Genomic DNA, 19,222 nt, shown 5'->3' on the forward strand with positions numbered 1-19,222 from the left:
GCGAGGCCGTATTGGGTTAAGGCCTCACAAAGCTACCCAAGTGGTGCCGGGTTCGGTGCGCGGAAGAGAGGGTCCCGCGCACCTGATCCGCCCCGGCTCGGCGTTACTTTTTGCGGGAATTGGTGAAGGCCATGAGAGCCAGGCCAATAGCCAACCAGCCGATCACGATGCTCCACTCCACCATGTTGAGGGAGGCGGGAGAGAACGGAATCACGAGCAGGCCGATGATGATGGCGCAGGCAGCGATAGCGAGGCAGATGCCAAACTTGCCGCCGGGCACCTCGTAGGGACGAGGCAGGTCGGGCTCGGTGAAGCGCATACGCAGGCAAGCGAGGGCGACCATGCCGCAGGAGAAGATGAAGGCGAGAGCCGACACGTTGGTCAGAGGGATGAGCATGTTCTTGCCCAGGAACGGACCGACGACGGTGATGACGCCCAGAACGACGCAGGCGAGCTTGGGAGCGCCGGACTTGGGGTCGACCTCGGCGAACTGCTCGGGCAGCTGGCCCTTGCGGCCCATGGCGAGCATGATGCGGCTCGTGGCGCCGTAGAAGGAGTTCATCGGACCCATGGGTCCAAGCGTGGCGATGACGAGCATGGCCAGGTACAGAAGCATGTTGATGCCCTTGAGGCAGGCAAGCGCGGGAACCGGGCTCTTAACAAACTCATGCCAGTCGAGGATGGTGCCGAACGAGTAGATGCAGACCATGTAGAAGCCGCCAGCGGCCAGCAGGGCCAGGGAGATGATCTTGCCGAACTTGTTCCAGTTGAGGCCCTCGGCTGCTTCCTCAGCCTGCTGAGGAATGGTGTCGAAACCGGCGTAGAAGAACGGAGTCAGAACCAGGACCGACACGATGCCGGCGAACAGGCTGGTGCTCTCGGTAGCGGCCTTGCCGCCGCCAGCGCCGGCGACCTGGGAGAACACGGGCATGGCGTTGTCCGGCGAGCCGGTGAACAGCGAGACGCCCATGGCGAGCAGCATGCCGCAGAGCAGGGCCTTGGTCAGGAAGGCCTGGAGCTTGGCGGCCGAGCTGGCACCGCGGAAGTTGAGGAAGATGACGTAGACTGCAAAGCCGAGCGCGATCAGCGTCGGGAACAGGTAGACGTCGGCCCCCAGGATGGTGTAGAGCTTGACGGCGCGCAGCCACTCAAGACCGGGCAGGCTACCGAACATCTCGGACACGAGGGTCGAAATGGCAATGGCCTCCCACGGGCACAGGATGCCGTTGCCCAGGGCCAAAAGCCATCCGGTGATGTAGCTCAGCGTACGGCCAAAGCTACGATCGACATACTCGACGATGCCGCCCGAGATGGGGATAGCAGCCGTGAGCTCACCGAAAACAGCTCCGACGGGCACGAGGAAGATTGCACCCAAGAGGAATGCGATCATAGCGGGAACGGGACCGCCGCCCACGACCATCCAGTCGCCGACCTGCAGAACCCAACCGGTACCGATGATGGCACCGAAACCGATGGTGAAGAAGTTCCAGAGCGAGAGCGTTTTCTTCATGCCGCCGTTATCCTCGACTGCAACCTCTGCGTTCTTGTCCGCCATTGTTCCCCTCCTTTCCTTTTTGACGCCCCTTGACGTCACCCCTTGCGCGGTCTGTTTTGCCGCGCGCTTTTATTTCGTGGCTTTAAGATACGGCCTTGGCACAGCAGCGCCGCTTGTAGCTCGACCGAAGGCAGAACTGCAAAACGAGCGGCGCCGTTTTTGGGACGAACGGCGGGAGACGTCATTCGTCTTGGACGTTTTCATCTTGTCTGCTTTTGAAGACCTGTTGCCGTGACGCTTGGCGCGCGGCGCGGCAACGTTCATACCATTTGTCGGGCTTTTGGCGCACATACCCATGTGTCGTGCATCTTTTTATGTAGGATAGACAAGTTACACATGAGGCAAGGTGATTCGAATGGCATACGGATACAATGACGGCGACCAACGGCCACAAAGCGTGCGCCTTGCCGGCCGCACCACGCCAACGCCCAGAAGCACCTCCGACAACGACAACCCGCAGCGCCCCCAAGAGCAGCCCGGGGCTTCTTCGCGGCAGCAAAGCCGTACCGTGCAGCAGTCAGACCGCGTGAGTACGAGCACACGCCAACGTCAGACCGACACATTGCAGCCACGCCGCTACGATCGCCGTAAGACCGACTACTACGTCAAGCGCTCCTTTTCGCGACCTCAACGCGATCGCGGCAATTCCGCCCCTCACCCCGCGTCGCACACCACAAGCCACGCGCTTCCGGCCCGCCGCCTACGCCTTGCGCTTTGCTCCATCGCCGCCTGCCTCGTCTTTGTGTTTTTGGGATCCTGTATCTCCCACGGATCAGCCGGTCTTGAGCCCACTGCCGAGGACAAGCTGCTTAAAGCTCCCGTCGCGCCCGGTTACTCCTTTGCGTTCTCGACCCCACGCTCGCAATGGCAGGCCGGCGCCATGCCCCACATCTACCAAATTGACCCCGCATGGTCGGAGCTGCCCTATGCCGGCGGCACTATTCGCGAAAACGCTTGCGGTCCCACTTGCCTCACCATGGTCTATATCTTTAAGACCGGCCACACCGATAAGACGCCGGTCGATATATGCGCACTGGCCGAAGCCGGCAACTACGCCCCCACCGGTGCCACCGAGTGGTCGTTTATGACAGGCGGTGCGTGGCAGCTGGGGCTCAACGGAACACAGCTCTATAACGATCGCGAATCGATTACCCAAGCACTTCGCTCGGGTGCGCCCGTCATCGCCGCAGTGCGCCCCGGTACGTTTACCAACGTAGGCCACTACATCGTGCTCTACGGCATCGACGACGCCAACCAGATTGGCGTCTACGACCCCAACTCGGCCAGCCGCAGCGCCCGCCGCTGGGGCGTCGTAGAGGTCCTCAACGAAGTCGAAGCCATGTGGGCCTACTACTAGTCATTGGGGACAGACTTAAATGAGTGGTCATTGGGGACGCTCTTGTTTGACTAGTCATTTAAGAACGTCCCCAATGACTAGGTGAATAGCAAAAGCCCCGCAGTCGGAGCGGACTGCGGGGCTCATGAAGAGAGGCTAGTTTGTGGGCGCTTTGCCTGGCGCCCACGAGAGAGGCAACAGAGTAGAGACTACTCGTGGATGCGGGTACCGGAGAGGCCAGCCATGGTCTCGGCGGCCTTGTCCAGAGCGCCGATGATGCAGGTGCGGCCCTTGCGGGAACGGGCGAACTTGATGGCAGCGCGGACCTTGGGCTCCATGGAACCCTTGCCGAACTGGCCCTCGTCGGCCAGGCGCTCGGCCTCGTCGGCGGTGAGGTCCTCGAGCTCCTCCTGGTTGGGCTTGCCAAAGTTGATGGCGACATGCTCAACGGCGGTCAGCAGGAACAGAACGTCGGCGTCGCAGTCCTCGGCCAGCAGCTCGCCGCCCAGGTCCTTGTCGATGACGGCGGGAACGCCCTTGTAGCAGCCCTTGTTCTCGTAGTCGCGGACGACGGGGATGCCGCCGCCACCGCAGGCGATGACGATGAACTCGTTGTCGAGCAGGTTAAGGATGGAGTCAGCCTCGACGATCTTCTTGGGATCGGGGGAGGCGACGACGCGACGCCAGCCGCGGCCGGAATCCTCGACGAAGACCTTGGAGGGATCCTCGGCCATGAACTCCTTGGCCTGCTCCTCGGTGTAGAAGGGGCCGATCGGCTTGGTCGGGTTCTTGAACGCGGGATCATCCGGGTCGCACTCGATCTGGGTGACGACGGTGGCGGCGTGCCAACGCTTATAGCGCTTGTGCATCTCGCGGCCGATGCCCTGCTGCAGGTGATAACCAATGTAGCCCTGGGACATGGCGCCGCACTCGGGCAGCGGCATCTCGGGGGTACCGATGGCATCGTGGGCAGCGGCGAAGGCGTTCTGGATCATGCCGACCTGCGGGCCGTTGCCGTGGGTGATGATGATCTCGTTGCCCTGCTCGATGAGGCCGAGGAGGGCATGGGCGGTGTTGCTCACGGCCTCGATCTGCTCGACGGGGTTGTTGCCGAGGGCGTTGCCGCCAAGGGCGACGACAATACGATCGGGCTTGCCAAGAGGCTTAGACATTGCTGGAATCCTTTCTGTAAAAGGCCTACAACCCATTAATAACCCGCGTCCGTGCGATACGCGAGTTTATTAAGGTTTATATTCTCTTTATCGCTCATTTTATTCATTTTGAAAATAGCGGAACGGTGAACGGTCGTTTTTATCCGCTCAGCGTACAGAACTCCAGCTCAAGCATATCTACGCCATTTACGTGCAACTTTATTTTAATAGAGCAGGGATTAGACCAGATTATGCAAACTATATCTTTGCTAAACACAAAACAGGCAGCGCAATATCTTACTCGCACTATACGAGATTCTATGCACTTATAAGTCGAGTATGCACCCCTGCAAAAACAAGGGGCTTTTCATCCAGCAAAAGGAATAAAGAAAGGCTCCGAAAAGGCGGCAACAGCCAAGTCCCCCATCCATCCCCAAAGTGGCGCGAGGTTTCGCGGCAAAGCCGCGAAACAGCGAAGGGGACGGAATACCCGACCAACTACGTCCTTCATCCGCCCACACAATCCAAGGACGTAGTCGTAGCAGGATCTGAGGGCTGACCTTTGCGGACGCTCCGCAGGACGAAAGAACCCCCGCCGCACGTAGTGCGCAGCGGGGGTTCTTTCATGTCCGAGGACGTCCGCGAAGGTCAGTCCTCAGATCCTGCGGTGGGAGACCTAGGCCTCGTTGTACACCGTCTTGAGCTTCAGCAGGTGAGCGTAGCGGTCCATAGCGGCCTGCTCGTTCTCCTTGAAGAGCTCCTCGGCGCGCTCGGGGAAGGAACGCGTCAGCGAAGCGTAACGGGCCTCGTTCATCAGGAACTCCTGATAACCGCCCGCGGGCTCCTTGGAATCGAGCGAGAACTTCTTGCCGGCAGCAGCCTCGGGGTTGAAGCGGAAGAGGTTCCAGTAACCGCACTCGACAGCCTTCTTCATCTCGGCCTGGCAGTTCTGCATGCCACCCTTCTTGATGGAGTGCATCTCGCAGGGGCTGTAGCCGATGATGAGGGACGGACCGTCGTAGGCCTCGGCCTCGTGGATGGCCTTGAGGGTCTGAGCCGGGTTGGCGCCCATGGCGACCTGCGCCACGTAGACGTAGCCGTAGCTCATGGCGATCTCGGCCAGGGACTTCTTCTTGGTCACCTTACCGGCAGCGGCGAACTGAGCGACCTGGCCCAGATTCGAGGCCTTGGAGGCCTGACCACCGGTGTTGGAGTAAACCTCGGTGTCGAAGACGAAGACGTTGACGTTGTGGCCGGAAGCCAGGACGTGATCCAGGCCACCGAAGCCGATGTCGTAGGCCCAACCGTCGCCGCCGAAGATCCAGAAGGACTTCTTGGTGAGGTAAGCCTTGTCGGCGAGGATCGCCTTGGAGGCGTCGCAGCCGCACTTCTCGAGCTCGGCAACGTAGGCAGCGGCAGCGGTCTTGGAAGCCTCGGTGTCGTTGACGGAGTCGATCCAAGCCTGGCCGGCAGCCTTGAGCTCATCGGACGGACCATCGGCAGCGATGATGTCCTGGGTAGCAGCGATCAGCTTGTGCTGGACGGCCTCGTAACCGACGGCCATGCCCAGACCGTGCTCGGCATTGTCCTCGAACAGGGAGTTGTTCCACGCCGGGCCGTGACCGTCCTTGTCCTTGCAGTAAGGAGCGGTGGCAGCGGGGTTGCCCCAAATGGAGGAGCAGCCGGTGGCGTTGGAAATGAACATGCGGTCGCCGGCGACCTGGGTCACCAGACGTGCATAGGCGGTCTCGGCGCAGCCGGCGCAGGAGCCGGAGAACTCCAGGTAGGGCTGCTTAAACTGGCTACCCTTGACGTTGGCCGCGATGAGCTCCTTCTTCTCGGAGACGTTCTCGACCATGTAGTCCCAAACGGGCTGCTGGTCCATCTCCTGCTCGGTGGGAACCATCTCGAGGGCGCCCTTGGGGCAGACCTTGACGCAGTTGGTGCAGCCCATGCAGTCGAGCGGGGACACAGCCATGGTGAACTTCATGCCCTTGGCCTTGGGGCCCATGGCGTCGAGCGTGCGGGTAGCCTCGGGCGCGGCAGCAGCCTCGTCCTCGGTCATCGCGAACGGACGGATGGTGGCATGCGGGCACACGTAGGCGCACTGGTTGCACTGGATGCACTTGGTCTCGTCCCAGTGGGGAACGACCACGGCGACGCCGCGCTTCTCGTATGCGGAGGCGCCCAGCTCAAACTGGCCGTCGGCGCAATCGACGAAGGCGGAAACGGGCAGGCTGTCGCCATCCATGCGATCGATGGGCTCGAGCAGGTTCTTGACCTGCTGGGCGATAGCGGACTTGGTCTCCTCGGAGAGCTCGACGGGAGCGGCATCCTCGGCGGTAGCCCAGTCGGCCGGAACCTCGAACTTACGGAAGGCGGTAGCGCCGGCATCGATGGCCTTGTGGTTGGCGTCGACGATGGCCTGGCCCTTCTTCATGTAAGACTTGGTAGCCGCGTCCTTCATGTACTGCAGGGCGTCCTCGGCGGGCAGGACCTTGGCCAGCGCGAAGAAGGCGGACTGGAGCACCGTGTTGGTGCGCTTGCCCATGCCGACCTTGGCAGCCAGGTCGATAGCGTCGATCAGGTAGACGTTGACGTTGTTGTTCGCGATGTAGCGCTTGGCCACGGCGGGCATGTGCTCGGCGAACTCCTCGTCGCTCCACTGGCAGTTGACCAGGAAGGTGCCGCCCGGCTTGACGTCGCGAACCATCTTGAAGCCCTTAACGATGTAGCTGGGGTTGTGGCAGGCGACAAAGTCGGCCTTGGTCACGTAGTACGGCGAGCGGATCGGGGAATCACCAAAGCGCAGGTGCGAGACGGTGACGCCGCCGGTCTTCTTGGAGTCGTACTGGAAGTAGGCCTGGACGTACTTGTCGGTGTGGTCGCCGATGATCTTGATCGAGTTCTTGTTGGCGCCGACGGTACCGTCGCCACCCAGACCCCAGAACTTGCACTCGATGGTGCCGGGGGCTGCGGTGTTGGGCGCATCCTCGGCCTCGGGCAGGCTCAGGTTGGTCACGTCATCGACAATGCCGATGGTGAACTCGCGCTTGGGCTCGTCCTTCTTGAGCTCCTCGAAGACAGCGAACGCGGACGCGGGAGGCGTGTCCTTGCTGCCCAGGCCATAACGGCCGCCGACGACCTTGATGCCCGTCTTGCCGGCCTCGTAGAGAGCGGAGACGACGTCCTGGTAGAGCGGCTCGCCGATGGAACCCGGCTCCTTGGTACGGTCCATGACGGCGATCTTCTGGACGGTCTCGGGGAGAACGTCGACGAAGTGCTTGATGGAGAACGGACGGAACAGACGAACCTTGACCAGGCCGACCTTCTCGCCGTGAGCGTTGAGGTAGTCGATGACTTCCTCGAGCACGTCGCAGAAGGAGCCCATGCACACGACGACGCGGTCGGCATCGGGAGCGCCGTAGTAGTTGAACAGGCCGTAATCGGTGCCGAGCTTCTCGTTGATCTTCTTCATGTAGCCCTCGACGACGGCGGGAAGCTCGTCGTAGACCTTGTTGCAGGCCTCGCGGTTCTGGAAGAAGATGTCGCCGTTCTCGTGGCTGCCGCGGGTGTGCGGGTGCTCAGGGTTGAGCGCGTGGTCGCGGAAAGCCTGGACGGCGTCCATGTCGCACATCTCGGCCAGATCCTTGTAGTCCCACATGGCGACCTTCTGGATCTCGTGGCTGGTGCGGAAGCCGTCGAAGAAGTTAAGGAACGGGGTCTTACCCTCGATGGCGGCAAGGTGAGCCACCGGCGAGAGGTCCATGACCTCCTGGACGTTGCCCTCGGCGAGCATGGCGAAGCCGGTCTGACGACAGGCCATGACGTCGGAGTGATCACCGAAGATGTTCAGGGCGTGCGAAGCGACGCAACGCGCGGAGACGTGGAAGACGCCCGGGAGCTGCTCGCCCGCGATCTTGTACATGTTCGGGATCATCAGGAGCAGACCCTGAGAAGCCGTGTAGGTGGTGGTCAGAGCACCGGCGCCCAGCGAACCGTGAACGGTACCGGCTGCACCTGCCTCGGACTCCATCTCGACGACCTTGACCGGGGTGCCGAAGATGTTCTTGCGACCCTGGGCCGCCCACTGGTCGACATGGTCGGCCATCGGGCTGGACGGCGTAATGGGATAAATTCCCGCTACCTCGGTGTACGCATACGAAACATATGCGGCCGCCTCGTTGCCGTCCATAGACTTAAACTTACGCGCCATATACCCCTCTCCTCTCATATAGGTATACAGGCCCCGGCGATCGCCGGGATATTGGCGTGATGGGATTTTCGTTGTTGCTTCCAATCATCTGGCAGGCGGACTCAGCAGCAGGTACATGGCGTGGAGAGAAGGCATGCCAAGGCGAGGAGGGCTGCACGCGCTCCACAGGCCCAGCTACCCGTCTTGCACATGACCGAGCGCCGCAAAGGCCGCATGCCGGATGCTCCCGGGCACGCCCCGGCGATGGGAAGCGCCCGCAACGGAAATCCGCATGCGGGTTTATTGTACCCCGCCGTCAAGCCATATTTCGGCAAATATAGGTGGCCGGTAAAGGTTTACCTCGGGTGACTATTGTGCGCCCGGCACCGATGGGCACAGTCCCCTGGAACCCCACAGCAGTTGCGGTGAAATAGGGACTGTTTTTGCTGTTAACGGCCTTAATCAGTCCCTATTTCACCGCAACTCATTGGGGGGGGGGATGAGTTAGAGGGCGCCGAGGAGGATGGCGTAGGTGGTGGATTCGCCGAGTTTGAGCTCGTCGCCGGGACTGAGCTGAGCGGAGCGACCAGGCTCTACTTGGATACACACACTCGTGGCCCCGTTTACCACCACGGTGCCGTTCGTGGACGACAGGTCCTCGACAAACCATGTGCCAGAATCGTCACACCAGATATGGGCATGGCGGGCCGAGACGTCGTCGCCGACGTCGGTGATGCCGCCCTCCCCCGTTGCCAGCGCGCCGATCTCAACGCCTTCCTCACTCGGCTGAATCCAGCGCGGGACGCTCACCACGTAGCCGTTTTGCACGCACAGCAGTCCCAGCGGATGCGCCGGCGCGACCTCGTGCTCGCCCGCGACCGAAGATGTGCTCAGCGAGCGCGGCGTCGACGTGTCGTCGCCACGGGTCGCATGAGCGCGGCGGCTCGCCCGACTTGGAACTAAGGCGGGCGTGAGAGCAAACGGCATAGGGAACGAATCTTGCGGATGTACTCCTCGACGTCAGGCAGGTAAGCCCCACGAAGTCACCGGGGAGGCCCAAGCGGCCCGGCACCACTTCCAGATTCTGACCAGGGCGAGTCGTTCGCCGGTGGCTGAAGGCTCGCTCCCACCCAAAAGGGGAGATTCGCGTTGTTCCCCAATCGCTCTCGCATCTTTCATTTTGCTCGAGGTGGGCTATAAAAACTTTCCTGGTGAAAGGCGGCGATTGGTTTCCTTTCTTTCTAGAGGAGCGCGCCTGTAATCTGTTTTCATCCTAAATCAAGTTAAGATCGGACCTTCCAGAGGCAAGTCGACTCAAACTGCGAGGCTCCATGTTGGAATAAAGAGCGCTGTCGAAGTGCCAACAACACAAAGCTTGCCAGTCTCAAATAGAACCTTTTGGGAGTCCGATTGGGCCGCACACCGAATCCCCGCTGGTGGTTTTTTATAGCTGCGCAACAATAAACAAGGTTAGTGCCAGTCCAGCATGAAATTGAGGAACGTATGCATTTTTTCTCAGTAAGTGATCGTCGTTACTGCTTCGATGAGGTCACTCGCAATTGCTTTCAGGTTGACCAAGCATCAGAAGATGCGCTTCGCATATTTGAAGCATCGGGAAGAACGGTCAACTCGAAGTTGCTAACAAAGTCACTTGCTGCGAAAGGCTACGACCAAACGACCATAGCAGAACTTGAAGACGACATTGATGAGTATCAACGATTGTCTGAGCGGACTTTCTTAACAAAAGACACGCCTCGAAAACTTAGATCCATCGAACTCCACGTTTCACATGCATGCAACCTTGGTTGTAGTTACTGTTTTGCCGGTAAAGGAGATTATGGAACGTCTCCTCTGCTGATGACAGACGAGATAGCCTTCAAGGCGGTCGACTACCTCGTCGCAAGTTCATCGGAAAACGAAACGCTTGCGATCGTCTTTTTTGGTGGGGAACCCATGATTAACGAGCCGCTGATATGGAAAACGGTCGACTATTCAAAAAGAATATACCCCAATAGAAACTTTACCTATTCTATTACGACCAACGGAACGCTTTTGAATGACACTGCTGTGAATTCTTTCAAGGAGCACGGGTTTTCTGTTCTGATTAGTCTCGATGGTACAGGATGCAAGCACGATGCATCGCGCCCGTACAAGACGGGAGGCGGCTCTTTCTCCGATATCGACAAAAACGTTCGTCGTTTTTCCGAGTCGTTCCCCTTCGGCGCAAGAGCGACCTTAACAAATAATAACTGTAACCTTGTTGAAGACTATCTTCAGTTTAAAGAGATGGGCTTCAGAAGGATTTACTTCTCGCCCGTGAGCTCATTCGATGAGAATATCAAACTCGACGAACACTCATTAAACAAAATCAGGGCGGGCCTAATAGATTTGGCGGATCAATATCTCAAACAGATTGATCAAGGGGAAAAGCCCTTGTTTAGAACATTGAAAACTGCAGTTGATTTGATTATGAGCAACAGGATCGCCTTTGTCGGATGCGGGGCTGGCAGGCGTTTTATTTCCGTGACTCCCGAAGGGGACGTATACCCCTGTCACAGGTTTGTCGGGATGATGCGATTCAAAATGGGCAACATCGTCACCGGAATTGACGAAACTAGGTATATTGAAAACTGGAGTCAGGGTGTCGAAAAAAGAATTGACTGTACGGACTGTTGGGCTCGGTCTTTCTGTGGTGGGGGCTGTAGCTGGGAGGCTGCAGACGAGCACGGCTACTTGCCCAAGAGTCTACACCCTGCATCATGTGAATATAGAAAAATGTGCTACGAGATGGCTTTTGACCTTATTTCCCGCCACTCATCTTCGCAGGAGAAAAATCAACGAGAAGCTACTGTATCGGAATAAGCGGTTCAGCGCATTGCTGTCACCATTGTGGAGGTGTTCGTTCTTCTGATTACCGTCTGCGAAGCTTATTGCTACGTTCGCCGAAACCATTCTAGAAATATGGTGAACTAGACATCTTGGTTTGTTATACACAATATTGAGGTTTTTCTGCACTCAAAGGGAGGTAGTCGTGAAGCATATTCATCCGATTAATCCAGGAAGTGGCGACGAGGCAGGCGTGAAGCCGATGTCTTTTGACTGCCTCTTGGGCATTACTGACATCTGTACTGTTTATGATAAAGCAGATGGCTGTGGTGCATACGATTACTGCGACTATGACATGGATGGCGGCAGCATCTGCGTTGTAGATCACTGTGGCATTGATCAAACGTAGTCTCTAATTGGATTAAGGTGAGGAGCTGTTATGAAGCATATCCATCCTGTTGGTTCAAATGAACATCCTCCCGTTGAGCCTTGTTGTCTTGGAGTTGATATATGCAATTTTTACGACATCGCCGAGTGCCCTGTTGCGGATTGGTGCTATGTCGATAAAGAATCAAGCTGTGTTTTGCCAGCAGATTGGTGCGATCCAGTTGACGAGTAGTTTTGTGGCTAGGAACTATTTGGTCCAATTCAGAATAAGATGGGAACAAATACCAAAATCTCGTGTCTGGGAGGAGTTATGCCATTATTGCAAGGTCTCGTTGGATTAGCCTTTATACTTGCGTTATATCTGGCACCTTTTTTAATTCTATTCTTCATTATCCGACTCTTTCTTCGGAGAAAATAGGAGTGTCACGCAAACATTAGCGTAGCTTTCTTCCAATATGAGCCGAGCATTGGCAAGTGGAATAAGAAGCCCGACCGTTCGCCACATGAAAGTGATCGGACGGGCTTCTCTATTTAACCCGGGCCGCCACCCATAGCGGCTTTCCAAGCGTATTCTCAGTGCAAAGCAATCGTCAGTTTAATCCTATGCGCTGATACCGCATTTCATTTGTTCGGCTCGAATTCTACGGCCTGGCAACCCTCGCACTCTCCGGCAAATGGATTGAACGCGAAGGCAGAGATGATGTGTGCGTGGACATCGAGGCTGCTGTAGGCAACATACTGGGACATGGACCCCCGCTGCGCGTGGTATGCGGCCCGGCATATTCATTGCCGTCCAACCCCGTGTAGTTGCAGCAAAGGGTGGAACCTCAATGCTCAGCTCATGTTGTCCGTGGGACACGAGAATCGTAAGTACACTTTGGTGCGATTCTCACGCTGATACTGAGCCACCTGGAATAAGATACGTCGCGACAACACTTCGCTTCACCTCTGTCTCGACAAGATGACGTAGACTAAAGTTTCCTTTAGTAAGAGAACGAGAACTATATCTGAAAGCGTTGCGATGGCGTGAAGGCACCGAGTCCGAACCGCCTGAATGCTACGTGCATCTGCATCGCCTTTTTGTTATCTCTGCCAGTTGGGTAGCACTACACTTGTCATCATTTACCCTGGTACATGCTGCCTAAATCCACTACCCCTTCTACCGCGCCGACCATCTCGTCATCGTGAGAGACAACGATGATCAGCTGGCTTTGCTTGTTGCGCTTAACATAGGCCGCAAGCTCGGCGCGGCTTACAGCGTCTAACCCAGTCGTGGGCTCGTCGAGTACCAAAACTGACGACTTGCGTGAAATCGCCGACCATAAGTACACTCGGCGCAGCTCACCGCCCGAAAGCGCGGAGCAACGTTTCCCGAGCAACTCCTTCACGCTGTTTTCCAGCGAAAGTAGGCCATCTACACCCCGGTGATAGGAAGAAAAGGGCGTGTCGAAATACTCTAACAGCTCTTTCACCGTTTCGTCCGGCGCGAAGCACGACTGTGGGCAGCACGATATCTCTCTCGCACGTATGTAATCCAAGTCGCATTCTTCGATTGGCACGCCGTTGTATTTTACTTTGCCTTTCGATGAGTATAGCCCGAGCATCAAGTAAAGAAGTGACGTCTTGCCTCTTCCGTTTTCCCCAACTATGCAATATGTACCAGGACCGGAAAACTTGAAAGAAAACCCGCCGAGGACCTCTCGGACAGATCCGTCTGGAAGGGCAACCGAGAATTCCAAATCAGATACCGAAATGTCATTTATTTCATCGAGTTTAGCTAAATCGGTCCGATTCCACCCCGATCTCTCCTTTTCTCTCGTCGCGATAGCCGTCCTATCCCATGATGCTTTGGCATCTTGATAGGATTTGAACAATGACATCATACTTTTCAAAGTCTTAAAGAGAACCGCGAAGTATGTACCGATGATAGTGTACTCGCCTATTGACATAGTTCCGTTAATGATTCGTACTCCGGAAACAACAAGTATCACCGCTTGAAACAACGCTGCGAAAAGACCATCGAGCGATGTCAGAGAATATGATAGCTTTCCGGAGCGCAAAACTTTGGGAAAATAGCTCTTAAACCCAGCGTCGAGCGCTTGTTCGCTCTTGCCGTACGAAGATGTCAGTTGAATGTTGAGAATCTGATTAAGCTGCGATGCAATTGCGGCGTAAAAGGCGCTGTCCGCCTCTTTCTTCTCATACGTGACCCTATACAAAAGTTTCCTCAACCCAGTAATTACACAGAAATACACGATGAGGAGAATGATGGAAAACACCGCGAGAGTTGAATCAATTGACCATATGATAAGCAATACGATGGGAATGGCTACAATGGACAGCGGCGCACTGATAAAATTCGCCAAAACGAAGGATGAGACCACGCTGGAGTCGGAAATAATCCGTTGCGTTGTATAGGCTGGATCGATGGTCCGACTCACCAAGTAATCGTCTCTTTCAAAACGCAAGACGGCCTCCCTGAGAAGATCAAAGGAAAGTCTCGTGGTTATGCGAATGGAAAGTGTTCCTGCAAAATAAGTAAAGAGGGTGGAGAAAACTCCTATTGACGCAACCAGGAGCGCGAAGAGTACGGCGTCTCTTTCGCTGCGGTTACCGAGAAGAAAATCTAAGAATTTCCCGTTCACGTATGGCATGGCATAGGAGAGAGCGGTTCCAATCACCGTGATAGCAATGAAGACGAAAGCCCCTTTTGCTCTGATGAACCTCGAGAGAACGCATCGAATCAAGGAAGGCCCCAATCTACCCGCCACAAAACATCAATCACTGATACCTTACACCTCAACACAACAGGAGCGAAGATTTGCCAATGAGACTGCTTTAAGATTGCCTTGGGCCAATACGATCTCAAGCTCTTCCTACAAGAGAGTCGGAATCGGACATCTCCTCCGACGAACCTGGCAATCGGGCGGTTGAAATATCTTTTTCAACCGCCCGATTGCCACAATAGATTTGAGCATCCGCCCACAAACGTCCGCGTTTTATACCCATCAAATCCTTTGCCTTTTGTCGTCTAGACTAGAAAAATCGCTCGAAATAACGCAACCGGCCTGCTCGCTTGAAGAAACCTAAGCCCGTAACGTAGATGTGCAAACTTCCGAAACGCCTTGCGCGGCATAGTGCGTATAAACTTCGTCAACCGCCTCAGAAATATCTGAGTATCGCGCCGGGTCAAAAGCATACGATGTCGCAGCTATACCCTGCACCCATTCGGAACGCGGATTAATTGAATAGCCACACAGCATCATCATACATGCATCTAGACCTGATTTCCCAAGTATCCGACGTATTGATGAGAGCATCGCGGGTCGCCCCTGCACCATCGTCGTCACCCCTATTAGCAGTATTTACCGTTTTTCTCTAAATGCGTATCGCCACCCTTAAGAATACGAAGTGTTTTATCCAGACCCGATTGTCCTCCATCTCAAACGAAGGGATAAGGAATCTCATCCGGAATCGGCAGTAACGGAGGATTCACAACGACAAGCGAAAAACATGAGTCATCTCTCAGAGGGGAGTAAAGGCTCCCCTCAAGCACCCTAGTTTCGTCATCCAAAGAGTTGATGGCAGTGTTTTTCTTACAAAGGTCGACAACAAAAGGGTTGATTTCTACAGATGTTACATCCATGCCACAGTTGGTAAGTATCAGGCCCTGTATTCTGGGGCCAGAACACAAATCGAGAGCCTTCCGTGCGCTCTGCGGTGTAAGGCGCCAATCTCAGCAAATCTGTCCCACAATACTGCGCTGAAGAACAAGACGGAACCCCTGAGCCAAACTCCCCTATACCTTATTAAGGCTAAGACAGGCAAGTTCACGCACCCGGCATATTCCAGAATAACATCCTATTGTTTTAGATGCTCTACAAGCATGAACAGCCGCGAATCGGAAAGATCTTCTAGTTTCGCCCCGACTGACCGCCAAGGGCCAAAATGGCCCCTCCATCCCCGGGCGACTGGCTCTGGCGCGCCGAGGAGTGTCCCCAAGTGCCGGCAGAAAAGAAACGTCCCTATCTGCCGGCTAGAGGGCACCGAAGAGGATGGCGTAGGTAGTGGATTCGCCGAGCTTGAGCTCGTCGCCGGGATTGAGTTGGGCGGAACGGCCGGGCTCGACCTGAATGCAGACGCGCGTGGCCCCGTTTACCACCACGGTTCCGTTGGTGGACGACAAGTCCTCGACGTGCCAGATATTTTGAGCATCGCACCAGATATGGGCATGGCGGGCCGAGACATCGTCGCCGACGTCGGTAATATCGCCCTCGCCAGTGGCCAGCGCGCCAATCTCAACACCCTGCTCACTCGGCTGAATCCAGCGCGGGGCGCTCACGACAAAACTGTTTTGTACGCGCAGCAAGCCCAAGGGGTGCGCCGGGGCGGGTTCGCGTTCGCCCGCGGTCATCGACATGCCAAGCGAACGCGGCGTGGATGTGCCTCCGCCACAGGTCGCGTGCGCGTAGTCGATGGCATAGTTCACCGAGGACCGCACATCCGCCGAACAACCGACGGCGACAAACAGCACCAGCACGGCCTCGGCGCGCTCGGCGGGCATGAGTTCCGCCGCCTGGGACAGGCGATCGAGCGCGTTGCGATAGAGATTCGTGTCCTGGTGGCACTCTTCGAGCGCGCGTACCATCGGTTCACCTGCAGGACCGCACACCATATTGATCACAGCCGTGGAGTCCATGGGATTGCGCTGGCGCAGGGCCAGTTGCGACATAATACGCGCAGCCGAGGTACCGTATTCGGCAAAGTAGCGCTGCTGAAGCGTGCCGACCGGCGCGCGAACGATAAAGCGGGAAACCCAAGAGCGATCGGCGGCTCGGCTCTGCGGGCTGCGGCCGTCGGCGAGCGGACGGGACGAAAGCACCAAGCCGCACAGCTCGATATGGCTCAGATGCGCTGCGCGCTTAAAGATGTCAAACATGGCCCCGCATGGGGTGAGCTCAACTTGAGATGCCATGACCTAGGCCTCCTTGGTCGTAGAAATAGAATCGGACGATACTTCGACAGGTCCGCCAAAAGTACGGGCAGCTGCGGCTCCACCGGCAAGCGGAGTCGCCATCTGGGCTTTTGTGCGTCGCGGTGCCGAAACGGGAAGTTCAAAGGCAAAGCCCATCGCAAGCAAAAACCACGTAAGCGTATAGGTTGCAACCAGAGCGGCAACAAGGCCGCCCATCACGGCGCGTTGGGAAAATACGCTACATGCAGCCACAACCAACACCGGAACCTCGCAGGCAGAAAGCGCAAGCACACCCTGCAGGAACCCCGAGCGCCGATTGCGCGCAAATGCCCCCGTGACAACGCCGGCTATGCCTGGCAGTGCCAACGCCAGTGCGGCAATAATACCCGGTAGCGACCCAGACCACACGAGCGATCCCAAAGTCGCCGTCACGCGGGCGCCCGACGCCAGCAGCGCGGCCGAAACCACGACCACAGCCCAAACCACGCTGCAAACGACCGCCGCACCGATCATCGCCGTGCGACGAACCGCGCGGCCGGATGCATCCATGGGGCACGGCGTGAGCGGCTCGCCGCGGAGCGAACGACCGACATTTTGCGCATAGTGGTCACAAAACGCCGAGAGCGCCGCCTCGACCGCCGCCGGCTCGGGACGATCTTTTTGATGGCTGGACAGACAGGCCATCACCACGTCGAACAGCTGGGCATCGACAAACGCCAGCGCATCGCGTAGCTCTTCGGAATCCGGCTCAAGCCCTAGCTGCTGGGCCTGCTCGGCCGCGGCGAGCGCCACATCGGGCTCACGACGAAGCAGCTGAGTCAAATCACAACCGGGCGCATGGGCACCAATGGGATAGCCGGGCCGCGTGTCCATCTTGAGACGGTAGGGGCTCGCGATGTCGCGCGTCTTTTTGCGCGAACCCGAGGTGCCCGAAGTGCTCGGCGCGGCTTCGTATGGCGCGACGCCGGCAATGAGCTCGTAAACCGTGCTTGCCGCGGCATAGACGTCAATCGCCGGCGACATACGCAAAGCGCGCAGGTCGGGAATATCGTCGGTGAGCATCTCGGGCGGGGCATAGGCAACCGTCGCGCGACGCAGCGTGGCATAGCGCTCGGTAAAGGATGCCTTGCCGCCGGTACCGGCCACGGCCGACGCAGGCTCAAGCGCCAGCGACGAGCCAAAGTCGATCAGGCACAGGTCAAAGGTGCCCTCGGCAAGCTGCCGGTCAAGCGGTAGACGCGCCGTGCGCACCATAATATTAGCGGGCGAGATATCGCGATGGACAAAGCCCTCACCCACCAGGCTCATACGGCAGAGCAGATCGAACAGGTCGCGACCCAGACGCGCCGCTACAAGCGGCGACAGGCGTCCGGCATCGTCCACGGCGAGTCGCGAACGCAAGCGGGCAAGCGTCTCGCCCTCGACCCATTCCATGACAATTGCAGGCACACCGTCGACCTCGCCCCAGCCATAGAGGCGGGGAAAGCCCTTAAGGCCCGAAAGGGCGCGATGGCATTCGTATTCCTCGCGAAACGCCGCCTTGAACTTGGCGACCAGCGCCTCGTGAGCGGCATCGTCGTCAAACTCATCGCGCGTCGGCAAGATGAGCTGCTTGAGTGCCACGGCCTCGCCTTGGGCGTTGACGGCACGCGTCACGCGGCCGATACCGCCACGGCGCATGGTGGCATCGTCGGCAAACAGCATCGTAAAACGACGCAGATAGGCAGGCAGTTCGTCCTGACCGAGCGCAATGGCCGGCTCAAACCCGTCGACACGCGCCAGGCGCAGGCCGACCATGGGATCGCGACCGAGCGATTGTGGTGTGGTGGATGCAAGATCGGTCATCATAGGGCAAGCGCCGCCACGTTATTGTTGAAGTTACCGAGTGCGACGTCATCATCGCCGTAATGGCCGACCCATTGACATAGGTTGGTGTAACAGCCCCACAGATTGGCATACTGCTGATACCACTTTGACCGGGGCGAGAATGTCTGACGACCGAACTCGGCTCGAATGACAAACATCTCCCCGACCAGGCTGTCGCACGGCCTGGGATCTCCCGTAGAGTTATAGGTCGAGACCACGTCATTGGCACGAGAAACGTAGCCGTCGAGCATGTTGTACTTGGTCACAAGCCAACTGTGAATGCTCTCTTCCTCAGCAGCGGAAAGGCCACCGGAGTTTGCATCGTTGTCAGTGTTGCCGCCCGTCGAGCCGCCATTTCCAGACCCTCCGGTAGAGGAGCCCGACCCAGAGCCGCCGCTCGAACTCGACGAATTCGAGCCGGAGCCAGAAGTATCCGAGCTACCGGGCTTTCCGGACTGCTGGGCGTCCTGCTCCTTCTGCTGCTCGACCTTATTCACCGTTGCCGCCACGCTATTGTTGGACAACCGATCGATGATCTTGGTGTTGGTGAGCACGATGGTTTTGCCATTGGCAAGCGTGACTTCGTTGTCCGGGGCCTCGGCGCCGTCCGCATCGTCAGTGCCAAACACAATATGCCCGACCACACTTGCCCAAGCATATCCAGTCGTGGTGCCCAGATCACTTTTGACCTCATGCCCCACGCGCGGTTCGCGTGCGGCATGCGCCTGCATCATGGACGGCACGGTCATGCCATAGGCAGAAACGCCAGCTATGACCAGCACCAGCGAGCAGGACAGCAGTGCGTACGCCCGCGGCGCCAAGCCCAGTCGGCGTCGCATGCGCACCGCGGCGCCGCGCTTTGTCTGAGTGCCACCGGGCCGCATGCGTTCTCCTCCAAGAAAAACACGCCGCTCAGAAGCGGCGCATTCAT

12 protein-coding genes are annotated in these 19,222 nt (G+C 57.5%); 4 read left to right on the forward strand and 8 right to left on the reverse strand.

Going from position 1 to position 19,222, the window contains the following annotated elements; genetic code table 11:
- Positions 1-103: 103 nt before the first annotated feature.
- Positions 104-1,555: an APC family permease gene (locus AAA021_RS00175; RefSeq protein ID WP_349087490.1), complete on the reverse strand. Its 1,452-nt coding sequence runs from the start codon at positions 1,553-1,555 to the stop codon at positions 104-106.
- Between the two features lie 355 nt (positions 1,556-1,910).
- Here AAA021_RS00175 and AAA021_RS00180 point away from each other — a divergent pair, with 355 nt between their 5' ends.
- Positions 1,911-2,912 carry a C39 family peptidase gene (locus AAA021_RS00180; protein ID WP_229090551.1) on the forward strand — a complete coding sequence of 334 codons (1,002 nt, stop codon included), beginning with the start codon at positions 1,911-1,913 and terminating at the stop codon, positions 2,910-2,912.
- A gap of 188 nt (positions 2,913-3,100) precedes the next feature.
- On the opposite strand, the gene arcC is transcribed toward AAA021_RS00180, so the two are convergent.
- The 3 genes from arcC to AAA021_RS00195 all read right to left on the reverse strand — a co-directional run bounded on the left by arcC (position 3,101) and on the right by AAA021_RS00195 (position 9,224).
- Complete coding sequence (gene arcC / locus AAA021_RS00185) at positions 3,101-4,063, reverse strand: carbamate kinase (protein WP_006235166.1); 963 nt, start codon at positions 4,061-4,063, stop codon at positions 3,101-3,103.
- Positions 4,064-4,718: 655 nt separating this feature from the next.
- Positions 4,719-8,258, reverse strand: coding sequence for a pyruvate:ferredoxin (flavodoxin) oxidoreductase (nifJ, locus tag AAA021_RS00190; RefSeq protein WP_349087493.1), 3,540 nt, complete (start codon positions 8,256-8,258; stop codon positions 4,719-4,721).
- 483 nt (positions 8,259-8,741) lie between these two features.
- The gene (locus AAA021_RS00195) at positions 8,742-9,224 is read right to left on the reverse strand and encodes an FHA domain-containing protein (protein WP_349087494.1); all 483 of its coding nucleotides are present in this window, start codon (positions 9,222-9,224) and stop codon (positions 8,742-8,744) included.
- A 516-nt stretch (positions 9,225-9,740) separates the two neighbouring features.
- Here AAA021_RS00195 and AAA021_RS00200 point away from each other — a divergent pair.
- From AAA021_RS00200 to AAA021_RS00210, 3 genes are all read left to right on the forward strand, one after another.
- Entirely contained in the window at positions 9,741-11,099 is a 1,359-nt protein-coding gene (locus tag AAA021_RS00200) for an SPASM domain-containing protein (protein WP_082421808.1), read from the forward strand.
- Between the two features lie 169 nt (positions 11,100-11,268).
- Positions 11,269-11,472 carry a hypothetical protein gene (locus AAA021_RS00205; RefSeq protein WP_124785779.1) on the forward strand — a complete coding sequence of 68 codons (204 nt, stop codon included), beginning with the start codon at positions 11,269-11,271 and terminating at the stop codon, positions 11,470-11,472.
- 30 nt (positions 11,473-11,502) lie between these two features.
- Complete coding sequence (locus AAA021_RS00210) at positions 11,503-11,682, forward strand: hypothetical protein (RefSeq protein WP_147324165.1); 180 nt, start codon at positions 11,503-11,505, stop codon at positions 11,680-11,682.
- Between the two features lie 886 nt (positions 11,683-12,568).
- Here AAA021_RS00210 and AAA021_RS00215 read toward each other — a convergent pair.
- From AAA021_RS00215 to AAA021_RS00230, 4 genes are all read right to left on the reverse strand, one after another.
- Positions 12,569-14,197 carry an ABC transporter ATP-binding protein gene (locus AAA021_RS00215; RefSeq protein WP_117564924.1) on the reverse strand — a complete coding sequence of 543 codons (1,629 nt, stop codon included), beginning with the start codon at positions 14,195-14,197 and terminating at the stop codon, positions 12,569-12,571.
- A 1,289-nt stretch (positions 14,198-15,486) separates the two neighbouring features.
- Positions 15,487-16,425, reverse strand: a complete 939-nt coding sequence (locus tag AAA021_RS00220) for an FHA domain-containing protein (protein ID WP_022094220.1) — start codon at positions 16,423-16,425, stop codon at positions 15,487-15,489.
- A gap of 3 nt (positions 16,426-16,428) precedes the next feature.
- Complete coding sequence (locus tag AAA021_RS00225) at positions 16,429-18,273, reverse strand: hypothetical protein (RefSeq protein ID WP_349087496.1); 1,845 nt, start codon at positions 18,271-18,273, stop codon at positions 16,429-16,431.
- On the reverse strand, positions 18,270-19,175 hold the full coding sequence (locus AAA021_RS00230) for a hypothetical protein (protein WP_349087497.1): 906 nt from the start codon (positions 19,173-19,175) through the stop codon (positions 18,270-18,272). Before AAA021_RS00230 ends, AAA021_RS00225 begins: the two co-directional genes overlap by 4 nt.
- Positions 19,176-19,222: the final 47 nt, after the last annotated feature.

The organism is Collinsella sp. CLA-JM-H32 (genome assembly GCF_040098165.1).
In the GTDB taxonomy this organism is placed as follows: Bacteria; Actinomycetota; Coriobacteriia; order Coriobacteriales; family Coriobacteriaceae; genus Collinsella.